Origin of the sequence: Alkalitalea saponilacus, from assembly GCF_900168165.1 — a bacterium.
Taxonomy (GTDB): Bacteria; Bacteroidota; Bacteroidia; order Bacteroidales; family Marinilabiliaceae; genus Natronoflexus; species Natronoflexus saponilacus.
The window spans coordinates 134,258-155,371 of the sequence record NZ_FUYV01000008.1 but is presented as its reverse complement, the minus strand read 5'-3'; the positions used below and the strand labels follow the sequence as shown (position 1 = coordinate 155,371).

Annotated in this window: 18 protein-coding genes; 15 read left to right on the top strand and 3 right to left on the bottom strand. The window is 40.6% G+C overall.

All coding sequences use genetic code 11. From position 1 onward, the window contains the following. Window positions 1-68: 68 nt before the first annotated feature. Both lpxD and B5X70_RS08395 read right to left on the bottom strand, forming a co-directional pair. Window positions 69-1,094 carry a UDP-3-O-(3-hydroxymyristoyl)glucosamine N-acyltransferase gene (gene lpxD / locus B5X70_RS08400; RefSeq protein WP_079557453.1) on the bottom strand — a complete coding sequence of 342 codons (1,026 nt, stop codon included), beginning with the start codon at window positions 1,092-1,094 and terminating at the stop codon, window positions 69-71. Between the two features lie 54 nt (window positions 1,095-1,148). Continuing rightward, entirely contained in the window at window positions 1,149-2,390 is a 1,242-nt protein-coding gene (locus B5X70_RS08395) for an HD domain-containing protein (RefSeq protein WP_232468282.1), read from the bottom strand. A 190-nt stretch (window positions 2,391-2,580) separates the two neighbouring features. Between B5X70_RS08395 and B5X70_RS08390 the strand changes: the two genes are divergently transcribed. The 3 genes from B5X70_RS08390 (at window position 2,581) to B5X70_RS08380 (ending at window position 5,083) form a co-directional block, all read left to right on the top strand. Then, a complete protein-coding gene (locus B5X70_RS08390; RefSeq protein ID WP_079557452.1) occupies window positions 2,581-2,865 on the top strand; it encodes a sll1863 family stress response protein in 285 nt (94 codons plus the stop codon). A gap of 1 nt (window position 2,866) precedes the next feature. Further along, on the top strand, window positions 2,867-4,348 hold the full coding sequence (locus B5X70_RS08385) for an alpha-amylase (RefSeq protein ID WP_079557451.1): 1,482 nt from the start codon (window positions 2,867-2,869) through the stop codon (window positions 4,346-4,348). A gap of 213 nt (window positions 4,349-4,561) precedes the next feature. After that, window positions 4,562-5,083 carry an HdeD family acid-resistance protein gene (locus B5X70_RS08380; RefSeq protein WP_079557450.1) on the top strand — a complete coding sequence of 174 codons (522 nt, stop codon included), beginning with the start codon at window positions 4,562-4,564 and terminating at the stop codon, window positions 5,081-5,083. A gap of 11 nt (window positions 5,084-5,094) precedes the next feature. On the opposite strand, the gene B5X70_RS08375 is transcribed toward B5X70_RS08380, so the two are convergent. After that, window positions 5,095-5,922: an ion transporter gene (locus B5X70_RS08375; protein WP_079557449.1), complete on the bottom strand. Its 828-nt coding sequence runs from the start codon at window positions 5,920-5,922 to the stop codon at window positions 5,095-5,097. Window positions 5,923-6,737: 815 nt separating this feature from the next. On the opposite strand from B5X70_RS08375, the gene sufB reads away from it, so the two are divergent. From sufB to B5X70_RS08315, 12 genes are all read left to right on the top strand, one after another. Beyond that, window positions 6,738-8,186, top strand: a complete 1,449-nt coding sequence (sufB, locus tag B5X70_RS08370; RefSeq protein ID WP_079557473.1) for a Fe-S cluster assembly protein SufB — start codon at window positions 6,738-6,740, stop codon at window positions 8,184-8,186. 100 nt (window positions 8,187-8,286) lie between these two features. After that, complete coding sequence (sufC, locus tag B5X70_RS08365) at window positions 8,287-9,039, top strand: Fe-S cluster assembly ATPase SufC (protein WP_079557448.1); 753 nt, start codon at window positions 8,287-8,289, stop codon at window positions 9,037-9,039. 2 nt (window positions 9,040-9,041) lie between these two features. After that, on the top strand, window positions 9,042-10,424 hold the full coding sequence (sufD, locus tag B5X70_RS08360) for a Fe-S cluster assembly protein SufD (RefSeq protein WP_079557447.1): 1,383 nt from the start codon (window positions 9,042-9,044) through the stop codon (window positions 10,422-10,424). 421 nt (window positions 10,425-10,845) lie between these two features. Further along, complete coding sequence (locus B5X70_RS08355; protein WP_079557446.1) at window positions 10,846-12,069, top strand: aminotransferase class V-fold PLP-dependent enzyme; 1,224 nt, start codon at window positions 10,846-10,848, stop codon at window positions 12,067-12,069. 42 nt (window positions 12,070-12,111) lie between these two features. Next, complete coding sequence (locus B5X70_RS08350; RefSeq protein WP_079557445.1) at window positions 12,112-12,537, top strand: SufE family protein; 426 nt, start codon at window positions 12,112-12,114, stop codon at window positions 12,535-12,537. 66 nt (window positions 12,538-12,603) lie between these two features. Then, complete coding sequence (locus B5X70_RS08345; protein ID WP_079557444.1) at window positions 12,604-12,921, top strand: SUF system Fe-S cluster assembly protein; 318 nt, start codon at window positions 12,604-12,606, stop codon at window positions 12,919-12,921. A 10-nt stretch (window positions 12,922-12,931) separates the two neighbouring features. Then, window positions 12,932-13,891: a tRNA epoxyqueuosine(34) reductase QueG gene (queG, locus tag B5X70_RS08340; RefSeq protein WP_079557443.1), complete on the top strand. Its 960-nt coding sequence runs from the start codon at window positions 12,932-12,934 to the stop codon at window positions 13,889-13,891. 262 nt (window positions 13,892-14,153) lie between these two features. Continuing rightward, on the top strand, window positions 14,154-15,008 hold the full coding sequence (locus B5X70_RS08335) for an alpha/beta hydrolase (protein ID WP_079557442.1): 855 nt from the start codon (window positions 14,154-14,156) through the stop codon (window positions 15,006-15,008). Continuing rightward, window positions 15,005-16,024, top strand: coding sequence for a GSCFA domain-containing protein (locus tag B5X70_RS08330; RefSeq protein ID WP_079557441.1), 1,020 nt, complete (start codon window positions 15,005-15,007; stop codon window positions 16,022-16,024). Before B5X70_RS08335 ends, B5X70_RS08330 begins: the two co-directional genes overlap by 4 nt. A 459-nt stretch (window positions 16,025-16,483) precedes the next feature. Further along, complete coding sequence (locus B5X70_RS08325) at window positions 16,484-18,424, top strand: amylo-alpha-1,6-glucosidase (RefSeq protein WP_079557440.1); 1,941 nt, start codon at window positions 16,484-16,486, stop codon at window positions 18,422-18,424. Window positions 18,425-18,427: 3 nt separating this feature from the next. Beyond that, entirely contained in the window at window positions 18,428-19,723 is a 1,296-nt protein-coding gene (locus B5X70_RS08320) for a glycosyltransferase family 4 protein (protein ID WP_079557439.1), read from the top strand. Between the two features lie 34 nt (window positions 19,724-19,757). After that, window positions 19,758-21,095 (top strand): glycoside hydrolase family 57 protein, encoded by a 1,338-nt coding sequence (locus B5X70_RS08315; protein WP_079557438.1) that lies wholly within the window; start codon window positions 19,758-19,760, stop codon window positions 21,093-21,095. Window positions 21,096-21,114: the final 19 nt, after the last annotated feature.

Below are 21,114 nucleotides of genomic sequence, written 5' to 3'. Positions count from 1 at the left end.
CATAACAGTGGGTCATGAGTGGTGTGCTAAAGAAATAATAATGGAGGCTTCATGAATCTCCTAATGAATTACTTCTTCTCTCCCTTTTCAATGGCATCAACTCTTTGCCGCAATTCAGGCAAATTCCTGAATACAACGTAAGCTTTGTTGTATTGCATGGCATCCATTGATGGTGACCCCATTTGGGTGGTATTGGCTTTTGTGATGCTCTTACTAACTCCTGTTTGAGCAGCAAGTTTTACACCATCGGCAATTTTCAGGTGTCCGGAAATCCCCACCTGACCGCCAAACATAACGTTATTTCCAATTTTTGTACTGCCAGCAATTCCGGTTAGAGCAGCCAAAACGCTGTTTTTACCAATCTCAACGTTATGAGCAATCTGTATCAGGTTGTCCAGTTTAGTTCCTTCCCTGATGATGGTCTCTCCCATGGTTGCACGGTCGATGGTGGTATTGGAACCAATCTCCACAGAATCTTCTAAAACAACAATTCCCACCTGTGGGATTTTCTCAAACTTTCCATCGGCACCCGGTGCAAAACCAAAGCCATCTGAACCAATTACAGCGCCTGAATGAATCACACAATTTGCTCCTATGCGACACCCCTTGTAGATTCTGGCTCCGGGATAAATGATGGAATTTTCACCAATCTCAACCCCATCACCAATATAGACCTGAGGATATATCTGAACTTTATCTGCAATTTTGGCTTTCTCTCCAATATAGCTAAAAGCTCCCACATACACAAAATCACCCAATTGAGCAGACCCGTCGATGAATGAAGGTTGTTCAATTCCACTCTTCTTTGGTAACGATTCCTGATACATCTGCAGCAGTTTGGCAAGAGCACGATAGGCATCGTTAACTTTTATAAGAGTAGCCTTTACAGGCTTTTCGGCCACAAAGGTTTTATTCACAATCACCACCGAAGCTTCGGTGTCATAAATATGGTGAGTGTATTTAGGATTGGCTAGAAATGTAAGGGTTTCAGGCTTTCCCTCTTCTATTTTGGAAACATCCCGTACAATGGCATCGGGATTGCCTTCCACCTCTCCCTGAATTAATTGAGCTATCTGTTGAGCAGTAAATTCCATTAGAAAAAAATTTCCTGCAAAACTACAAAAATATATCAGGTAAAAAAAGAATATTTAACCACGTATTGCTTTGGGATAACAGAGAATCTCCTTTTTAACGGTTTTTCCTAAAACTGTTAAATCCAGCACATCGGAAGCATCCGAAATATCTTTTACTATACCTTCCCTGTATAGGATATTAATTTTATCATCTAAAATACTGTAAGCATTGTTCGAAATAGCACCGGTAAAAACAAAATAGCCGGCTTCGTGAATATCAGAAAGAGCCATCTCTTTTTGTATTCTCATTTTCAGTTCACCTACCCGTGAGGCGTTAAATGGGTTATCCTGAATTTCAATCGCGAGCAGATTCCTGTTCAGCAGTCCTCTGGTAAGAGATGCCAACACTTTATCGTCACTTTGTGTCCAGGTTTTCAGCCCGGTCATGATGTCGCTGTCGTCAAGCATGGCAAATCGGGAAAGAACCTCATCGTCTTTTCTAAAATCCTCGATGGTTACCCTGTTTGTTAAAAAGAAAGCCACATTGGGAAGCGTCTCCGGCAACTTATCCAAATTGACTAACTCTCTGGCTCGACGAAAAATATTGGTCAGCATTTTTTCAGCAACCAAAGCGGTTTTATGCAAATAAACCTGCCAGTACATCAACCTGCGTGCTATCAGAAATTTTTCAATGGAATAAATCCCCTTCGCTTCCACTACCAACTGATCATCGTGAACCTGCAACATTTTTATAATGCGTTCGGAACTTACAACACCTTCTGAAACTCCGGTATAGAAACTATCGCGACGCAGGTAATCAAGCCTGTCCATATCTAGCTGGCTGCTTACCAATTGATGAAGAAAATGTTTTTTGTAGCGGTTGGTAAAAATATCAATAGCCATGGATAAACGATCGCCAAAATCCTCGTTCAGCCGTTCCATGAATAGAAGTGATATTTCTTCGTGGTGAACACCCTGCACCAAAGTTGATTCCAGAACATGAGAAAACGGCCCATGGCCTAAATCGTGCATTAAAATAGCCGCATGCACTGCCTCAGACTCTTCATCGGTAATTTCATGCCCCTTTTGCCGCAAAGTTTCAACCGCAGCACTCATTAAGTGCATGCAACCTATGGTATGTTGAAATCGGGTGTGAGTAGCTCCGGGATAAACCAGAGGGGTCATTCCAAGTTGTTTAATCCACCGTAGGCGCTGCAAATAAGGATGTTCCATTAAATCGTACAACAACTCCGTTGGAATAGAGATAAATCCATGAACAGGATCGTTGATGATTTTCTTTTTGTTGGTTGTTTTCAAACTAATCAGGTCTTAAAAAACTTTACAAATTACTTACTGTAATTTGCAAAGATATGCCATATTGGTCTGGTTTTATAGATTTTTAAGAAGAAAACAGCCTTTTACTATCGAAGGATAAAACAACTCCCTTTTCTTTTTCCCGCTATATTTTTGTATATTACATGGAGTATTAACCTATAAATAAAAAGTTATGGAACGTGAAGAATTCAAGCAAAAAGCATTGAAGAGTCTGGAAGAAGCATTTGAGAAAATAGGTGAATATGAAGCGAAGAAAGAGATGGCCAAAGAAGAGGCCAGAGCCGAGTATGATACGATTTTGGGTAAACTAAAATTAAAAAAGGAAGAGCTTCAGACCAAATACAATGAAGCGATGGCCAGCTCGGATGAGAAGTGGGAAGAGTTTAAAGAGGTTTTTGACAGCAGCATGGACTCATTTAAGGAAGGCTTTAATAAACTAACCTCCTTTTTCAAATAGCATGACTGAATACAATGGCGTAATGATGCAGTTTTTTCACTGGTACACACCGGCCGATGGAAAACTGTGGAGCAACCTCTCACAACAAGCGGGAGAACTTGCCCGGGCAGGCATAACAGCTGTGTGGCTGCCTCCTGCTTATAAAGGTATTGCTGGTAAAAGCGACGTGGGATATGGGGTTTACGACCTTTTTGACCTGGGCGAATTTGACCAAAAAGGTTCCGTGAGAACCAAATATGGCACAAAGGATGAATATGTTAAAGCCATAATGGATGCTCAAAAAGCCGGCATACACGTATATGCAGATATTGTATTTAACCACAAACTGGGTGCCGACCATCAGGAAGAGTTCAAAGCCACACCTTATAAACCGGACAATCGGCACGAGCCTTTAGGCGAATTACAACCCATCAAAGCATGGACTCACTTCTCGTTTCCGGGAAGGAAGGGAAAGTATTCTGAACTTAAATGGCATTGGTGGCACTTCAATGCCGCCGATTACAATGCCTTTGACAAACATCAGGATGCCATTTGGCTGTTCGAGGGAAAAACATTTGACGACAGTGTGGATCTGGAAAAAGGAAATTTTGATTATCTGATGGGATGTAATCTCGATATCAATAACCCCGACGTAAAAAAAGAACTCTTTTACTGGGGGGATTGGTACTTGAAAACAACCGGAGTCGATGGTTTCAGATTCGATGCCGTTAAACATGTTAATTCATCCTTTTTTCTTGAATGGCTTAAACATATTAAGAAAAATGCAGGGAAAAAATTATTTGCCTTAGGTGAATACTGGTCCGGTGAAAGTGAAGCTCTGCACAACTTTCTTGATGAAACCGATGGAGCCATGATGCTCTTCGATGTTACCCTTCATTACAACTTTGCCGCAGCCGGCAAACAGGGGAGAGATTACGATTTAACCAAAATTTTTGAAAATACATTGGTTGCATCACACCCAATGTTGGCCGTAACATTGGTGAGCAATCATGACTCACAACCTTTACAATCTTTGGAATCGGTGGTGGAAGCATGGTTTAAACCTTTAGCTTATGCCCTTATTCTCTTGCGTAAAGATGGGTATCCATGCATATTTTCGGCGGATTATTATGGTGCTCATTATAAGGATAAGGGACGCGATGGTAACGAACATGAAATTTGGATGGACAGTCATCGCTGGCTCATCGACAAGTTTTTGGAGGTTCGTAAAGAACATGCTTACGGCGAACAGTATGACTACTTTGACCATCCCAACTGCGTTGGGTGGACAAGAACCGGCAACGGCGACAGCGGAAGAGGAATGGCAGTTATCATGAGCAATGGCGATGATGGAGAGAAAAAAATGCAGACAGAACATCCAAACACAACCTATACTGACATTACCGAACACATCAAAAACCCGGTAACAACCGACGGTGAAGGATGGGGTAATTTTTTCTGCAAAGCAGGTTCTGTATCAGTCTGGATTCCGGCTAAAACTTAAAAGTTTACATATAGAACAATAGAATTACTAAAGCGAAATTAAGTCCGACGAAGTGGATATAACAGACAGGTCAGATTAAGACAAGAGATTTCCTGATAAATCAGGAATCTTCAGATTCCATCTATTAGTCTGAAAAATCTATCCTCTAATCATCTTTTAAAACCGATTTACAAAAATATAAACAGTTACATAATTATATAAAATTCTAAATTTATGACACCAATAATAATAGAAAAAAGAAGTCCCTCACAATTACCAGGTGTTATTGCTCTCCTATTTGGAGTAATTATATTACTTTTCCCAACACTGACCATTGTAACTTTTGCCATGATTTTTGGCATTGCTGTACTGCTCGGAGGAGCTACAACCATTGCCAGTGCGCTTAAAGTAAGAGACACCGGGTACAGCTACAAAAGAAAACTGACGGAAGGCATCATTGCTGCTCTATTGGGGATTTTAATTCTCGTACAACCTGAAACTGCAGCAGCACTTTTTGTTACCATCATCGGAATATGGGCCATTTTACTTGGTGCCATATTTATCTGGAGTTTTTACAGAATCTCCAAGGCTGGATTTAGCGGAAAACTGAGCCTTCTCTTCGGAATATTGTCGTTTATTATGGGTTTAATTCTGATATTTAATCCTTTCGAAAGTTCTCGAATGATTGTTGTATTCATTGGAATTTACTCACTAGTTTATGGAATTTCAATGTTATTGATTAACAGAAATAGCTAATATCCCGGAAATCACGAGATCTGATCAAGCCTCGCTCCGCAAATTCGACAAAAGTTTGCGGTTGGGGTATGATTTGGTTCTCCACAACCATGACATTCTTTGTCACTTTCAGTCGTGTCTTTAAATGTTCTGGACATCTCAACGGAAACAATTCCCGTAGGAATGGCGATAATACTATATCCCAACAACATGATAAAGGTTGCCAAGAACTTGCCAAGAGCGGTAACCGGCACAATATCACCATAACCAACGGTGGTTAGGGTTATAACGGCCCAATAAATACTAAGCGGAATACTATAAAACCCGTTTTTACCATCCTCCACCACATACATAATGCTTCCCAGCATCACCACGAGGATAAGTATAAACATCATAAAGATAAATATCTTGCGAAGACTTCTGCGAACGGCTAACAATAAGAGATTACCTGCTCTCACAAAATGATACAACTTCAAAATCCGGTAAACACGTAACAAACGTATCGCTCGTATAACTATAAATGTTTGTGCATCGGGAAAAGTAAATGCTATGTAAGTAGGAATAATAGCCAGAAAATCAATAACTCCTAAAAAGCTAAACAGATACTTCTTTCGATTGGGAGCACAATATATTCGCGTAAAATACTCTATGGTAAATATGAAGGTGAAGAACCACTCCAAACTGATTAGTTTGGAGTGGTAAATTTCCCGCACAACAGGCATGCTTTCCAGCATCACAACTGCTATACTCAAAACTATAAAAATCAGCAACCACACATCAAACATCCGTCCGGTATAAGTGTCCGATTCAAAGATAATCCGGTACAAGCGTTGTCTTAATCTCTTTTTTGAGTTTTCCATAACTTAAATCAGCGTAAATATTCAAATAAATGTATCGAAAATGTTTGTGATTAACCATATTTCAACCTGCAATTATGATGAAACGAGCCCCGATGATTCGGGAGTGACGAAAACAAATGATAAAAGATAGAAACATCATAATGACAGCCGATAGCCTTTATTATTTGTGTTTCAGGGGCGTTAGCCCTGAAACGAGTCCCGAGGTTTCGGGAGGAGTTCTATGTGACCTTATAATGCAAATTTCAAACACATAAAATCAGTATGATAGGTTAATCGCACCCATTACTAATTGCGGTGAGTTGTATTTTAAGTATCAAGATATCAGGGCTACGCCCCTATTTCGACAAAATGAATTTCAGGCCAAAAAAAATTGGATATCCAGAATCAAATAAGATTATAAACTCATGATAACATTAATATCGGATATTTTTGTCTTTTTTAAATAGATTTAGCATAAATGCTAAATCCTATGAGTAAGCTAATTCCACAACAATTCAATATACTACATTACAAGCATTAACATCTTTAAGTTTAATTAATCTAAATAGTTTTGTAAATTTGAAGCGGAATTACCCCCTTCCTTAAATAAGCATCAAGAAAAAGCAAAATATAAACCTGTAACAATATAAACCATGTTTATATTTCTACTGTTTATATAACAAACTGCGTTGAACCCTTTATGAGCAATGTTGTTCATACTATTACAAGGGTTCATATAATGTAATCCTGCAAACAACATTTGCAGGAAGAAAATGGTTTACCGGGATTAATAAATGCCGGAAATCCGAATTAAACAAACAATTTTAGAGTGCATTATGGCAACAGAACAGGATAAATTACTGGAAGAAGTAACCAACAGAGAGTATCAGTATGGTTTTCATACCGATATTGAAATGGACATGCTTCCCAAAGGGTTGGATGAGGAGGTCATAAAAGAGATTTCCAGAAGAAAAAAAGAGCCTGAATTCATGCTTGAATTCAGACTGGAAGCTTATAGAAACTGGCTGAAAATGGAATCTCCCGACTGGGCTCATCTTAAAATTCCACCCATCGATTTTCAGGATATGATCTACTATGCAGCACCTAAGAAAAAACCGCAACTTGAAAGCATGGACGAAGTAGATCCGGAACTTAGGGCAACTTTTGACAAGCTGGGGATTCCCTTGGACGAGCAAAAAGTGCTTGCAGGCGTTGCAGTTGATGCAATCATCGACAGTGTTTCCGTGAAAACAACTTTTAGAGAAACTCTTGCGGAAAAAGGAATTATATTTTGTAGTATTTCAGAAGCCATCCAGGAGTATCCCGATTTGGTGAAAAAACACCTTGGTTCGGTAGTTCCGCCCGGCGACAACTTTTTCGCAGCTCTCAATTCAGCCGTTTTCAGCGACGGATCTTTCGTTTTCATTCCTAAAGGAGTCCGTTGTCCCATGGAACTTTCCTCATACTTCCGCATCAATGCGATGAATACAGGACAGTTTGAGCGGACTTTAATTGTGGCTGAGGACGACAGCTATGTAAGCTATCTGGAAGGCTGTACAGCTCCTATGCGAGACGAGAACCAGCTTCATGCTGCGGTGGTTGAAATTGTGGCATTAGACCGTGCTGAGGTAAAATATTCTACAGTTCAAAACTGGTATCCCGGTGACAAAAATGGGAAAGGCGGAATCTTTAATTTCGTAACCAAACGCGGAATTTGCAAAGGTGATTACTCCAAAATTTCATGGACGCAGGTGGAAACCGGTTCAGCCATTACCTGGAAATATCCAAGTTGTGTGTTGATGGGCGACCATACCGTTGGAGAATTTTACTCGGTAGCGCTCACAAACAATTACCAACAGGCCGACACCGGTACAAAAATGATTCACCTCGGGAAAAACACCCGAAGTCTTATTGTTTCAAAAGGAATTTCTGCCGGATTCAGCCAAAACAGTTACAGGGGACTGGTGAAAGTTTCAAAAAGAGCCGAAAACGCCAGAAACTTCTCGCAATGCGACTCGCTCTTACTTGGAGATAAATGTGGGGCTCACACATTTCCATACCTGGAAATTAACAACAACTCCGCTAAAGTAGAGCATGAAGCCACCACATCAAAAATTGGTGAAGACCAGATATTCTACTGTAACCAACGAGGGATAGATACAGAAAATGCCGTCGGGTTGATTGTGAATGGATACGTGAAAGAGGTTATCAACCAGCTTCCGATGGAGTTTGCTGTTGAGGCACAAAAACTTCTTCAGATTAGTCTTGAAGGTAGCGTAGGATAACCGCATTTTAATATTATAAATAAACACTCGAAAAAGACAGAGTGCAAAATAACAACAATGTATAATCCAGTCGTGAAACGACATTAGAACGATAACAACAATGCTTAAAATAAAAGACCTGCATGCAAAAATAGATGGCAAAGAGATTCTTCGTGGAATCAATCTGGAAGTAAAAGCCGGAGAGATACACGCCATCATGGGCCCCAACGGCTCGGGCAAAAGTACTTTAGCCGCAGTTTTAACCGGAAACGAAGCTTTTGAAGTCAACGAAGGAGCTGTAGAATTTAACGGACAAGACCTTCTTGACATGGCTCCGGAAGACCGGGCCAGAGAAGGACTCTTTCTTAGTTTCCAGTACCCGGTTGAAATTCCGGGTGTCAGCATGACAAACTTTATGCGTACCGCACTGAATGAGCAAAAAAAACACAAGGGCGAAGACCCACTGTCGGCCAGCGATTTTCTAAAACTGATGCGCGACCGTAAAAAACTGGTTGACATCGATTCAGACCTGACCAACCGCTCGGTAAACGAAGGTTTCTCTGGTGGAGAAAAAAAGAAAAATGAAATTTTTCAGATGGCCATGCTAGACCCAAAGCTCGCCATCCTTGATGAAACGGATTCAGGATTAGACATTGATGCGTTGCGAATTGTTGCCAACGGTGTTAATAAATTGAAGCGAAGCGACAATGCCACCATATTAATCACCCACTACCAGCGCCTTCTGGATTACATTGAGCCGGATTACGTTCATGTTCTTTACAAAGGAAGAATTGTAAAATCGGCAGGCAAAGAACTAGCCCGAGAGTTGGAAGAAAAAGGTTACGACTGGATAAAAAAAGAGTTTGAGGAATAGTTATGGTAAAGATAGCAGAACAAGATACATCCTTGCTGAACCTTTTCAATGAAAGTCGAAACCTCATTGAAAAGGATGCTTCTCCATTGGTCAACCAATGGAGAACTAAAGCAGAAGAAGCATTCAGGCAACTGGGAATCCCTTCAAACAAGGTAGAAGCGTATAAATACACCAACCTTCAACCATGGTTTAAGGCTCAGTATGCATACTCTTTCAGCGAAAATGGATATCAGGGAAAAATAGACGAGATTTTCAAATGTGATGTTGAAAGCATGGAGTCGCATACTGTCTTCATGGTCAACGGAAAGTTCATTCCGGGAAGCAACGGAAACGTGCTTCCGCAAGGAGTTGTGATTGGAAGCTTCTTCGAATTGGCGAAAAAACATTCTCACATTGTTGAAAAATACTATTCCAAAATAGCTCCTGTTACGGAAGACGGAATGGTTGCACTCAACACCATGTATGCCACCGATGGCATATTTATTCATGTTCCGGCAGGAAAGGTTGTTGAAAAACCAATCCAGATTGTCAATATCCTTACCGGCGAGAAAGATTTGATGGTAAATCAGCGAAACCTGATTGTGATAGAGGAAAATGCACAGGCGCGGGTTCTTTTCTGTGACCACACGCTGACTCAAAGCCGTTTTGTCATCAACTCGGTGACCGAAGCGCAGATTGACGGCACGTCAAACCTGGATTTTTACAATATACAAAATCAGCACAACGGAACCATTCAGGTTGGAGGTTACTATTTCAATCAGGAAAAACAGTCGGTTCTCAATGCAAACTATTTCACCCTGCATACCGGAATTGCCAGAAACAACATTTTTGCGCGTCTTGGTGGGGAACATGCCGAAAACCATATTTCAGGACTTTACCTGATTGATAAAAACCAGCATGTGGATAATTTCTCATACATCAACCATGCCGTTCCCGACTGCGAAAGCAACGAACTGTTTAAAGGGGTGATGGACGATGCCAGCACCGGCGCATTCACCGGACGAATTCTGGTGGCAAAGGATGCTCAACGCACCAATGCCTACCAAAGCAACAACAACTTGCTGCTCACCGAAAATGCAAAAATGAATACCCGTCCGCAGTTAGAGATTTATGCCGACGATGTAAAATGCAGCCACGGAGCTACGGTTGGTCAACTGGATGACAATGCATTGTTTTATCTGCGTGCAAGAGGCATCAGCAAAGAAGAGGCCAACATACTTCTAAGGTTTGCTTTTGCATACGAAGTGATTGAAAAAATTCAAATGCCAGAGCTCAAAGAACAAATCAGGGAACTGGTTGAAAAACGATTCCGCGGTGAGTTGGATAAATGTGACTCTTGCGTGGTTTGTGGACAAGTGGACAAGCGCGGACTGAGTTGTGTATAGTTGGGTATAGGGTTGAGAGTTGATGGTTTAGAGTTTAGGTTTTTTTGGGAAATTGCCATCCGCTTAAAGTCGAATTCTGTAGAGCCCCAACGGGGGCGCAATCAATAACATAGGGCAAAGCCCTATGAATATTAATAAAACCCACAGCTGCCCTGAAAGGGCAAAAGCGTGTAATAAAAAGCCGCAAAGCAAGAAGTATTAGTTGATAATTGCCGATCTTCAGGGTTGCCATAAAAGAAAGTGTCAAGGTAGAACCAATAATCTGACTTTTGTAATAATGGTTCGCAAAACATCCTATCCGGCTGATTATTTATTAAATACAACCCTAATCTAGTGCTATGTGATTTACTGATAATAAGAATCTTAATTGAATCTTATATCTGTCATTCAAAAAGTCTTACAATTTAATGATATAAGGTAGATGATTAATTATCCGATAGAAGCCATACGCAGAGATTTTCCAATATTAAGCCGCCCGGTTAACGGGCGGCCTTTGGTTTATTTCGACAACGGTGCAACCACCCAAACACCTAATCAGGTGGTTAAGGCCATGGAAAAAGTCTATCTGGAAATTAACAGCAACATTCACCGGGGAGTTCATACCCTCAGCAACCTTTGCACAGAAGCATTTGAGAATGCCAGAAAGAAAGCAGCTAAATATGTTGGTGCAGCATCAGAAAAAGAGGTGATTTTCACCCGCGGAACCACTGAGGCCATCAACCTTGTGGCTCATTCGTTTGGAGAGACTTTTCTCGGGAAAGATGATGAAATCATCATATCCGCCATGGAACATCATTCCAACATCGTACCCTGGCAGCTGCTTCAAAAAAGAGCAGGAATTATCCTGCGCATAATTCCTGTAAACGATGATGGTTCTCTGGATATGGAAGAGTTTCACAACCTTCTCAATCCTAAAACCAAATTGGTGGCAGTAACCCATCTCAGCAATGTTCTGGGCACCATAAACCCGGTGGAGAAAATCATCGAAGCAGCACACAATATTAACGTTCCCGTTCTGATAGATGGAGCACAGGCCATTCAGCACCTTCCGGTAGATGTACAGAAACTGGATTGTGACTTTTACGCTTTTTCCGGTCATAAACTTTACGGCCCAACAGGCATTGGCATTCTTTACGGAAAAGAGAAATGGCTCAACGAAATGGTTCCCTGGCAAGGTGGCGGAGAGATGATCCAATCTGTATCATTTGAAAAAACCACCTTCAACGAATTGCCCTACAAATTTGAAGCCGGCACCCCCGATTACGTGGCTGCCATTGGTCTGGGAGCAGCAATGGACTACGTTGGTGCCATTGGTTTCGACACCATTTGCGAGCACGAAACGGAACTTTTTCAATATGCTTTCGACAGGCTTTCGTCCATTGAAGGCATGCAGTTCTATGGAACCGCCGAAAAAAGAACCAGCCTTATTTCATTTCTGATTAAAGGCATTCACCCTTTTGATGCCGGCACCCTGCTGGATAAAATGGGAATTGCCGTAAGAACCGGACACCATTGTGCTCAACCACTGATGGACAGATTTAATATTCCCGGTACCATCAGAGCTTCATTTGGCCTTTACAACACCAAACAGGAGGTGGACGCTCTTGTGGACGGATTAATAAAAGTGAAACAGCTATTTGGTTAAAGAGCGAAAAATGGTGAAATTTGTCCTCCAAAACTAATTAAAATGACCATAAAAGAAATACAGGATGAAATTGTGGATGAGTTTTCAATGCTCACCGAGAAAGAGGATAAATACCTATCTCTCATTGAAATTGGCAATAAACTAGAAAGTTTTGAAGAGGAACACCGCACAGAACAAAATCTGATTGAAGGATGCCAAGCGAAAGTATGGCTGCATGCCTGGCTTGATGACGACAAAATTCGCTTTATGGCCGACAGCGATGCCATCATTGTTAAAGGGATTATCTCACTTCTGATTAGAATTCTGGACAAGCGCAAACCCAATGAAATTCTTGAATCAGAACTCTTCTTCGTCGATAAAATAGGATTAAAAGAGCTCCTCTCTCCCACCCGTTCCAACGGGCTAGTGTCTATGGTAAAACAAATGAGGATGTATGCTCTGGCATTCAAAACAAAGATGGAAAATTAAGAATCCCTTTTAAACATCTTTTCAGGAACAGGGTTATACTGGTAGAAGCGACTAAAAACAAGGATTATGGACAATGAATTTTTAGGCTTGGAAATGGAGATTGTAAGTGCCATCAGGACTGTTTACGATCCGGAAATCCCTGTGAACATATACGATCTGGGATTGATTTATGAAGTGAATGTAGAGGATGACGGAAAAGTTCGCATTGTAATGACTCTGACATCGCCCAACTGCCCTGTTGCCGACTCATTACCTGAAGAGGTGCGCGAAGTGGTGGCCGATCTAAAAGGAGTTAAGGAGGTGGAAGTCAATATGACTTTTGACCCACCCTGGAGTCGGGATATGTTAAGCGACGAAGCCCTGTTGGAACTGGGATTGCTATAAACATGCCGGGATGAACCTCACGCAGCAACATATCGCCAACACAATTCGCGATAAAGCTCTGGAATTGGGGTTTGATGATGTTGGATTTTCCCCTGCAACAGAACTTACCGAGGATAAAGAACGCCTTGAAAAGTGGCTCAACAATGGCTATAACGCCGGCATGAAATACATGAACAACCATTTTGAAAAGCGGGTAAACCCCGCTTTACTTGTTGAAAGAAGCCTCTCGGTAATTACTGTTCTCAAAAACTACAACCAGCAGAACAACCAGCTTTCAACTAACTTTCCAAAAATCTCACGATACGCCTACGGGAAAGACTACCACGACACCATTCGTAAAAAACTATCTGTTCTTTTCGATTATATACGCGAACACATCTACCCGGATTTACAGGGAAGATACTTCGTGGACTCCGCCCCCCTTCTGGAAAGAACTCTTGCCGTAAAAGCAGGTTTGGGTTGGATTGGAAAAAACAGCATGCTGATAAACCGGAAACTTGGTTCATGGGTGTTCATTGCAGAACTGGTAGTTAATTTGGAGCTACCCTACAATCAAACAACTGTAAACGACGGTTGTGGCGGATGTACCCGATGCATCGATGCCTGCCCTACACAAGCCATTCTGCCTCATAGGCAAATTGATTCCAACCGCTGCATCTCTTATCTTACCATTGAAAACAGAGATGACATACCCGAAAACTTTGAAGGGAAATTGGATGGCTGGGTATTTGGCTGTGATATTTGTCAGGAAGTTTGCCCCTGGAATCGAAAAGCAAAAGACACTGACGAACCGGATTTTAGGCCTTCGGAACAACTACTGAAAATGACTCCAGTAGAATGGGAAAAACTTACACCCGAAAAGTTCTCTGAACTTTTCAGAGGATCTGCTGTAAAACGGACAAAATTCAATGGTTTTATGCGGAATCACAATTTCATTGCCGAACCACATAAGACACATAAGAAAATTTAGGAGCGAGGATATAACTATGCCAGCGCAGATAAAAATATTGATTGCAAAAACAAGCGCACACTTTAGATCTTCAATTTACACTAAAAATCAAATGCAAACATATCAAACCCTATAAGGCTGTAATCAACAATAGCTTCTTATATCTGATATTTCAAAAACACAATATTTAATCTCCTTTTATTCTCTTTTAAAAATATCTTTCCAAGAATGGAAAATATATTTAGATTTGTAACAGTTCATTCACAAGTTACAGAAATTATCAATGGCAATAAGTCATCAAACTTTTAATCTCGTTTCCCGCGACGGAACTGTTCTGCAAGGCAGATACTGGAAACCGGGACAATCACCAATTGCAACGGTATGTCTGATTCACGGCATTGGAGAACATGCTTTGCGATACGATACATGGGCGCGCCGGTTTTGCGATGCGGGATTCATGATTTATGCATTGGACTATCGGGGCCATGGTCTTTCTGAAGGAAATAAAGGACACATTGACCACATCAGCGACCTTTTAGACGATATTGGGGCTCTGGTACGTCGAAGTAAGCGAAATTTTGGAGAAATACCAGCATTCCTTTATGGTCACAGTATGGGAGGAACTCTTGTTCTGGAATTTTTGGTTAAAAGACGACAGGACTTTGCAGGAGCCATCATCTCTTCACCCTGGCTGAAACTAATAAAACCACCTTCACGATTTATCCAAAATGCCGGCAAATGGCTCGACCCAATCTGCCCGGAAGTAACCTTTTCAACAGGCATTAAATCAACTCATATGACCAGCCTTCCCCAAAAAAAGGAGAATGCGGACAAAGACCCTTTGATGCATGGACGCATATCCATCAGAATGTTCAATGAGATAAACAAATGCACGGAAAGTCTTATAGAATGGCAGAATCCGGTAAGAACCCCACTGCTATTTTTGCATGGCATATCAGATCCGCTCACAAAACCTGAGGCATCTGAATCAATTGCCAATAAGAATACACAATTATATAAATTTATTGGTTACGAAAACACGCTACACGAAATCCATAACGAACCTATTGCAGACCAGGCTTTTGAAGATATAAACAACTGGATGTCACAAATAATATTAAACCGGTTACCAAAATGAGTAACGATGTTTTCAGAACCATCGTAAAAATTGATCCGGCAGAAATTCCAATACGACCGGAATCGCGAGTACTTTTCATGGGATCATGCTTTGCCGATAATATTGGCAAACAAATGGTGGAATCACGCTTCAAAGCTATCACCAATCCTTTCGGGGTGCTATACAATCCAATTTCAATTTTACAAGCCTTCAACAACATCCTATCCAACAAGAAAACAGAAGAGAATGATCTTTTTCTTCACAATCATCTTTGGCACAGCTTTCACCATCATGGAAAGTTCAGCAAAACAACTCCCGAAAAATCCATTGAAGAAATCAACAATTCTACATTAAAAGCGCATCTGTTTTTGCAAAAAACAGATTTTATTATCGTCACCTTCGGAACTGCCTTTGTTTACCAACATAAGGAACTTAAACAGGTGGTCGCAAATTGTCACAAATTCCCATCAAACTATTTCAACAGATATCTGCTTAACAGTGATGAAATTGTTGAAGAATGGAAAAATCTCATCATTAATCTTCGCGTATTCAACCCTTCAATTAAACTCATCTTCACTTTAAGCCCCGTAAGACATTGGAAGGACGGTGCACACGGAAATCAATTAAGCAAATCCACATTGCTTCTGGCCATCGAAAAACTCACATCGCTTTTCGAGCAGGCATGGTATTTTCCTGCCTATGAAATTATGATGGATGAACTTAGGGATTACAGGTTTTATGATGGAGATATGCTACAACCAAATCAGGTTGCCATTGATTATATCTGGAAAAGATTTGCTGAGAGTCAACTCAGCCGTTCTGCACAAAATTTTTATCGCGAGGCGATAAAAATACAACGAGCACGTCAGCATAAACCATCAGGGAATATGACTCCGGACTATCTCAATTTTTTAAGATCCACACTGGAACAGATAAACTCCATCGCTACCCGCTATCCCGAAACCCTCATCGAAAAGGATAAAGAACATTTTGATAAATTGCTCGCCAGTAGCTCTCGCCATTCAAGCGATGACTAGAAAACCCAGAACAGAACCATTCATAACACACAGATTCCTAAAAGATTATTGTTAACACTTTTTTGTTATCTACAGTGGTAAATTAAATTATTGTTAAACATTTGAAATTGCCCTATTTTATCAGTAATTTACTACAAGAAATAAAGAGTTGTTTTCTCCTCAAAAAAAATCCGGAGTTAAACCTCATCACGAACATTTCCATCAGATTATTTCTCTCAGGAATGTTTGAACTTATAGAGCACAGGATATTCCTGATGTATTAAATTGTATTTATGATTTATTTTAGAATGAATTATCAAAAATATTAGCAAACATCACTTAAATAACCGAGAGCAAAACTTAACCAAAAACATCAGTTTTTGCCTTTTTTATGGGCATCCGACAGAGATACTGGAAAATGATAGTTAATACATAATTTTCTAACCTCATTCTGGAAAGAACCAACTAAATAACCAAAATATGGCTTACTTAAACCTTGACAAATCCAAATTGGTAAATCTGGAATACTCTCTTGACCGGGAAGTTATTCGGACCAACAGAGCCGGATCATACTCCAGTACAACCATCATTGGATGTAACACAAGAAAATACCATGGCATGCTGGTATGCCCTATTGCCAGGTTTAATTATGAACGTTTTGTGCTGCTATCTGCCCTGGATATATCTTTGGTGCAGCACGAACAGGTCTTTAATCTGGGCATTCATAAATACCAGGGAAACCACTATGACCCCAAAGGCCATAAATACCTTACAGATTTTGAGCTGGATCTAACGCCTAAGAGGACTTACCGGGTTGGCGGCATGTTGTTGTCAACCGAAATTATATTGTCAGACAATGAAGAGCAGCTTCTCCTGAAAGTGACTCTTGTTGAAGCTCATTCTCCCACTTTAATCAGATTTAAGCCATTTTTAGCCTTCAGAAATGTACATGAACTGACCCATCAAAACATGGAGGCAAACACCCGATACGAAACATGCGACCAGGGCATAAAGATCAGTATGTACGAGGGCTTTCCATATCTTCATATGCAGTTTAACAAGTCGAACGAATTTATTGCTGCACCCGACTGGTTCAGGGGCATTGAATATATAAAAGAACAGCAGAGAGGTTACGAATTTAAAGAAGATCTGTTTGTACCAGGATATTTCGAGATGGACATCTCGAAAGGCGAATCCATCGTCTTTTCAGCATCTACCTCAGAAATTAAAACAGGAGGCCTAAAAGCAAGATTCACCAAAGAGCTAAAGAAAAGAACACCACGGGACACACTACTTAATAACCTGCTCAATTCCGCGCAACAATTTATCCTAAAGAAGGAAAATTCCGCACATCTGATTTCAGGATACCATTGGTATAAGGAACGATTAAGAGACACTCTGATTGCCTTACCCGGACTAATGGCCTACCAGGAAGAAAAAGAAATTTATCTGGAAATTTTGAACCAGGCCATCAAAGATATCAGAACAACCCACCTGAAATTAGAAGGTCAAATATCTGCGGAAATAAACAAAGGTGTGGATATACCGCTTTGGTTATTCTTCACAATTCAGGAAATAGAAAAAATGTTTCCTGAATCTGACATCTGCGGAATTTATGGAGAAGTAATGACCGAAATAATTAAATATTACACCCACCTTAAAGAAGGATCAGTGCAAATCCATGAAAATGGACTACTATTTGCTCAGCAAGAAAACCTACCCCTGACATGGATGGATGCCACCATCAACGGTGAATCTGTGACCTGGCGACCGGGATATACTGTTGAAGTAAATGCTCTTTGGTATAACGCACTTTGCTATTATGCTGCAAACTGCAAAAAAAGAAACAAAGGCAAAAACTCACGAGACGCCGAAAAACTGGCTGAAACCGTAAAAAGATCATTCATTGATACATTCTGGAACAATGACGAACAGTATCTGTACGACTATGTACATGGAGATTATAACGACAACGCCATTCGCCCAAACCAAATAATTGCCGCAGCGCTGGATTTTTCGCCGCTAACCATTGAACAGCAAAAGCTGGTTGTGGACATTGCAAAAAAAGAATTACTGACCCCAAAAGGCCTCAGGACATTGTCGCCTTCATCTCCATATTACAAAGGAGTTATTGAAGGAACAACTGAACAGAGAAATCTGGCCATACATCAGGGGGCAGTATATCCATGGCTGGCTGCTTTTTTTGCTGAAGCTTACATAAAAGTTCACAAAAAAGGAGGAATTTCATTCATAAAAAATATGGTTGAAAATTTTGAAGAAGAGATGACGGCTCACTGTATCAGCACCATATCAGAATACTTTAACGGGAATCCTCCACATCATGGGCGCGGAGCCATAAGTATGGCCTGGAATGTGGCTGCAGTAATAAGAATTATTAAACTCATTGAAAAAAACAGTTGATTTATGAGGGTACTCATGTTCGGGTGGGAATTCCCTCCCTATATATCGGGCGGTTTGGGAACTGCCTGCTATGGATTAACCCGAGGGTTGTCACAAATCCCGGGTCTTCAGGTATTGTTTGTGGTTCCCAAAGCTTATGGCGATGAAGATCAAACCGGCGTAAAACTGGTTGGAGCCAATCAGATACCAATCACAAAACGACAGCTTAAAATCAAACAATTCAGCAGTGCATTGGATTATATCGAAGTGGGTTCAAAACTTGTTCCCTACATGAATCCTGAAGAGTTTTGGAAACACACCCGTTCCGAAAAGATTAGTCAATTAAAACTCCTAAGTACGAATCAGCACGGCAAGGTTGAATTCACTGGTAAATATGGCGCAAATTTATTACAAGAAATAAGAGACTACGCTCTGGTTGCCAATGTTATCGCACAAGATTATGCGTTTGACCTGATTCATGCACATGATTGGTTGGCTTATCCTGCAGGCATCGCCGCAAAAGAGGCCACCGGCAAGCCTCTTGTTATTCATGTTCATGCCACCGATTTCGACAGAAGCGGAGGCAGCGTGAACCCGGCGGTATACGAAATTGAAAAGCGGGGAATGAATGCTGCGGACAGAATCATTACTGTGAGCAACCTGACCCGAAAAATTGTGATAGAGAAATATGGAATCTCACCAGATAAAGTTGAAACAGTTTATAACGCCGTTGAGCCCTATGAAAATGTCAAAAGCCAGTTTTTTAAGAAAGGGGTAAACGAAAAAATTGTAACTTTTCTTGGAAGGATCACCATGCAAAAGGGCCCCGAATATTTTATTGAAGCAGCCCACAGGGTGCTTCAAAAAATGGACAATGTTAGATTTGTGATGGCTGGAAGTGGTGATATGATGGAAAAAATGATCCGACGCGCCGCCCAGCTTAAAATTACCGACAGGTTTCATTTTACAGGATTTCTGCGGGGTGATGATGTTTTTGAAATGTTAAAAATGAGCGACCTCTATGTGATGCCTTCTGTCTCTGAACCATTTGGAATCAGCCCGCTAGAAGCTATGCAAAGCAACGTTCCGGTTTTAATCTCGCATCAGTCAGGGGTAGCAGAGATATTGACCTATGCCATAAAAACCAATTTTTGGGATGTTGATGCCATGGCTGATGCCATTTACGGGGTGCTCAACTACCCCGGGATGGCTAAAATGTTTGTAAAACATGGAAAAAAAGAGGTAGACTCCTTAAAATGGGAAAACTCTGCACTTCATGTAAAACGTGTTTACGATAAAACATTGAACATTCCTAAATAAAAACACAACCTCACACCATAAAAACTTTTGCACTATGAAAACCATCTGTTTATACTTCCAGGTTCACCAACCTTTCAGGTTTCGTAGATACCGCTTTTTTGATATAGGTAACGACCATTACTATTTTGATGACTACTCCAATGAAAGCATCATGAATAAAGTAGCAAATGATTGCTACATTCCGACCAATGATCTGCTCTTAAAAATGCTAAAAAAGCATAAAGGGAAATTCAAAGTAACATTCTCAATCTCAGGGCTGGCTATTGAACAATTTAAACTATATGCACCTGAAGTTATTGACAGTTTCAAAAAGCTATCCGAAACGGGCATGGTAGAGTTTCTCAACGAAACCTATTCTCACTCTTTGGTCTCCCTCACGGATGAAGAAGCTTTTAAATCGCAGGTAGATGCACATGCAAATCTTATGGTGGAACTATTCGGCAGTAAACCTGCGATATTTCGAAATACAGAATTAATATACTCTGACCACATTGGCGAAATGGTTTCAAAGATGGGATATAAAGCCATGCTAACCGAAGGAGCAAAACACATCCTCGGATGGAAAAGTCCCAATTTTCTTTACTGCAACGCAGCAAATCCGCGTCTTAAAATTCTTCTTAAGAATTTTAAGCTCAGTGATGATATTGCCTTCAGATTTGGGAATCGCAACTGGTGCGAATGGCCACTGACAGCCTCAAAGTACATAAGTTGGATAAAAGACATGGAGCCTCGTGAAGAGATTATTAACCTGTTTATGGATTATGAAACATTTGGGGAACATCAACATAGATCCACCGGCATATTCCAGTTTCTTGAAAATTTACCCTCTGAGGCTTTTAAACATAAAGGCATCGGTTTCGCAACACCTTCTGAAATAATTGAATCACATCAGGTGGTGGCTCCTGTTAGTGTTCCTCACCCCATTTCATGGGCTGACGAAGAGAGGGATTTAACGGCCTGGCTGGGTAACGAAATGCAACAGGAAGCATTTAAGAAACTCTATGCACTTCTACCCAAAATTCAACAATGTACTGATCCAAAAATCCTTAAGGACTGGAACTATTTGCAATGCAGCGACCATTTTTACTATATGTGTACCAAGTTTTTCTCCGATGGAGATGTTCATGCATATTTTAATCCTTACGAAACTCCCTACGAAGCATTCATAAACTATATGAATGTATTAAGCGATTTCTCCATTCGGCTGAATGCGTCTGTTCCGGAATCCAACATGGATCAGGAAATATCCAATCTTACTGACATCCTTTACAAAAAGGATGAAACAATAAAGAAACTTGAGGATGAAATAAAAAAACTCAGGAAAAGAAGAACATCAGCAAAAAAAACGCTGACAGTAAAATCCAAAACCTGATTAACAAATAATAATTCTT

Bases quoted from the DNA above. Each gene is read 5' to 3' on its own strand.
- B5X70_RS08345 (WP_079557444.1), top strand. From the start codon at position 12,604: ATGGACAATGAATTTTTAGGCTTGGAAATGGAGATTGTAAGTGCCATC.
- B5X70_RS08350 (WP_079557445.1), top strand. From the start codon at position 12,112: ATGACCATAAAAGAAATACAGGATGAAATTGTGGATGAGTTTTCAATG.
- B5X70_RS08335 (WP_079557442.1), top strand. From the start codon at position 14,154: ATGGCAATAAGTCATCAAACTTTTAATCTCGTTTCCCGCGACGGAACT.
- B5X70_RS08355 (WP_079557446.1), top strand. From the start codon at position 10,846: ATGATTAATTATCCGATAGAAGCCATACGCAGAGATTTTCCAATATTA.
- B5X70_RS08390 (WP_079557452.1), top strand. From the start codon at position 2,581: ATGGAACGTGAAGAATTCAAGCAAAAAGCATTGAAGAGTCTGGAAGAA.
- B5X70_RS08325 (WP_079557440.1), top strand. From the start codon at position 16,484: ATGGCTTACTTAAACCTTGACAAATCCAAATTGGTAAATCTGGAATAC.
- sufC (WP_079557448.1), top strand. From the start codon at position 8,287: ATGCTTAAAATAAAAGACCTGCATGCAAAAATAGATGGCAAAGAGATT.
- sufB (WP_079557473.1), top strand. From the start codon at position 6,738: ATGGCAACAGAACAGGATAAATTACTGGAAGAAGTAACCAACAGAGAG.
- queG (WP_079557443.1), top strand. From the start codon at position 12,932: ATGAACCTCACGCAGCAACATATCGCCAACACAATTCGCGATAAAGCT.
- B5X70_RS08375 (WP_079557449.1), bottom strand. From the start codon at position 5,922: ATGGAAAACTCAAAAAAGAGATTAAGACAACGCTTGTACCGGATTATC.
- B5X70_RS08330 (WP_079557441.1), top strand. From the start codon at position 15,005: ATGAGTAACGATGTTTTCAGAACCATCGTAAAAATTGATCCGGCAGAA.
- sufD (WP_079557447.1), top strand. From the start codon at position 9,042: ATGGTAAAGATAGCAGAACAAGATACATCCTTGCTGAACCTTTTCAAT.
- B5X70_RS08315 (WP_079557438.1), top strand. From the start codon at position 19,758: ATGAAAACCATCTGTTTATACTTCCAGGTTCACCAACCTTTCAGGTTT.
- lpxD (WP_079557453.1), bottom strand. From the start codon at position 1,094: ATGGAATTTACTGCTCAACAGATAGCTCAATTAATTCAGGGAGAGGTG.
- B5X70_RS08380 (WP_079557450.1), top strand. From the start codon at position 4,562: ATGACACCAATAATAATAGAAAAAAGAAGTCCCTCACAATTACCAGGT.
- B5X70_RS08320 (WP_079557439.1), top strand. From the start codon at position 18,428: ATGAGGGTACTCATGTTCGGGTGGGAATTCCCTCCCTATATATCGGGC.
- B5X70_RS08385 (WP_079557451.1), top strand. From the start codon at position 2,867: ATGACTGAATACAATGGCGTAATGATGCAGTTTTTTCACTGGTACACA.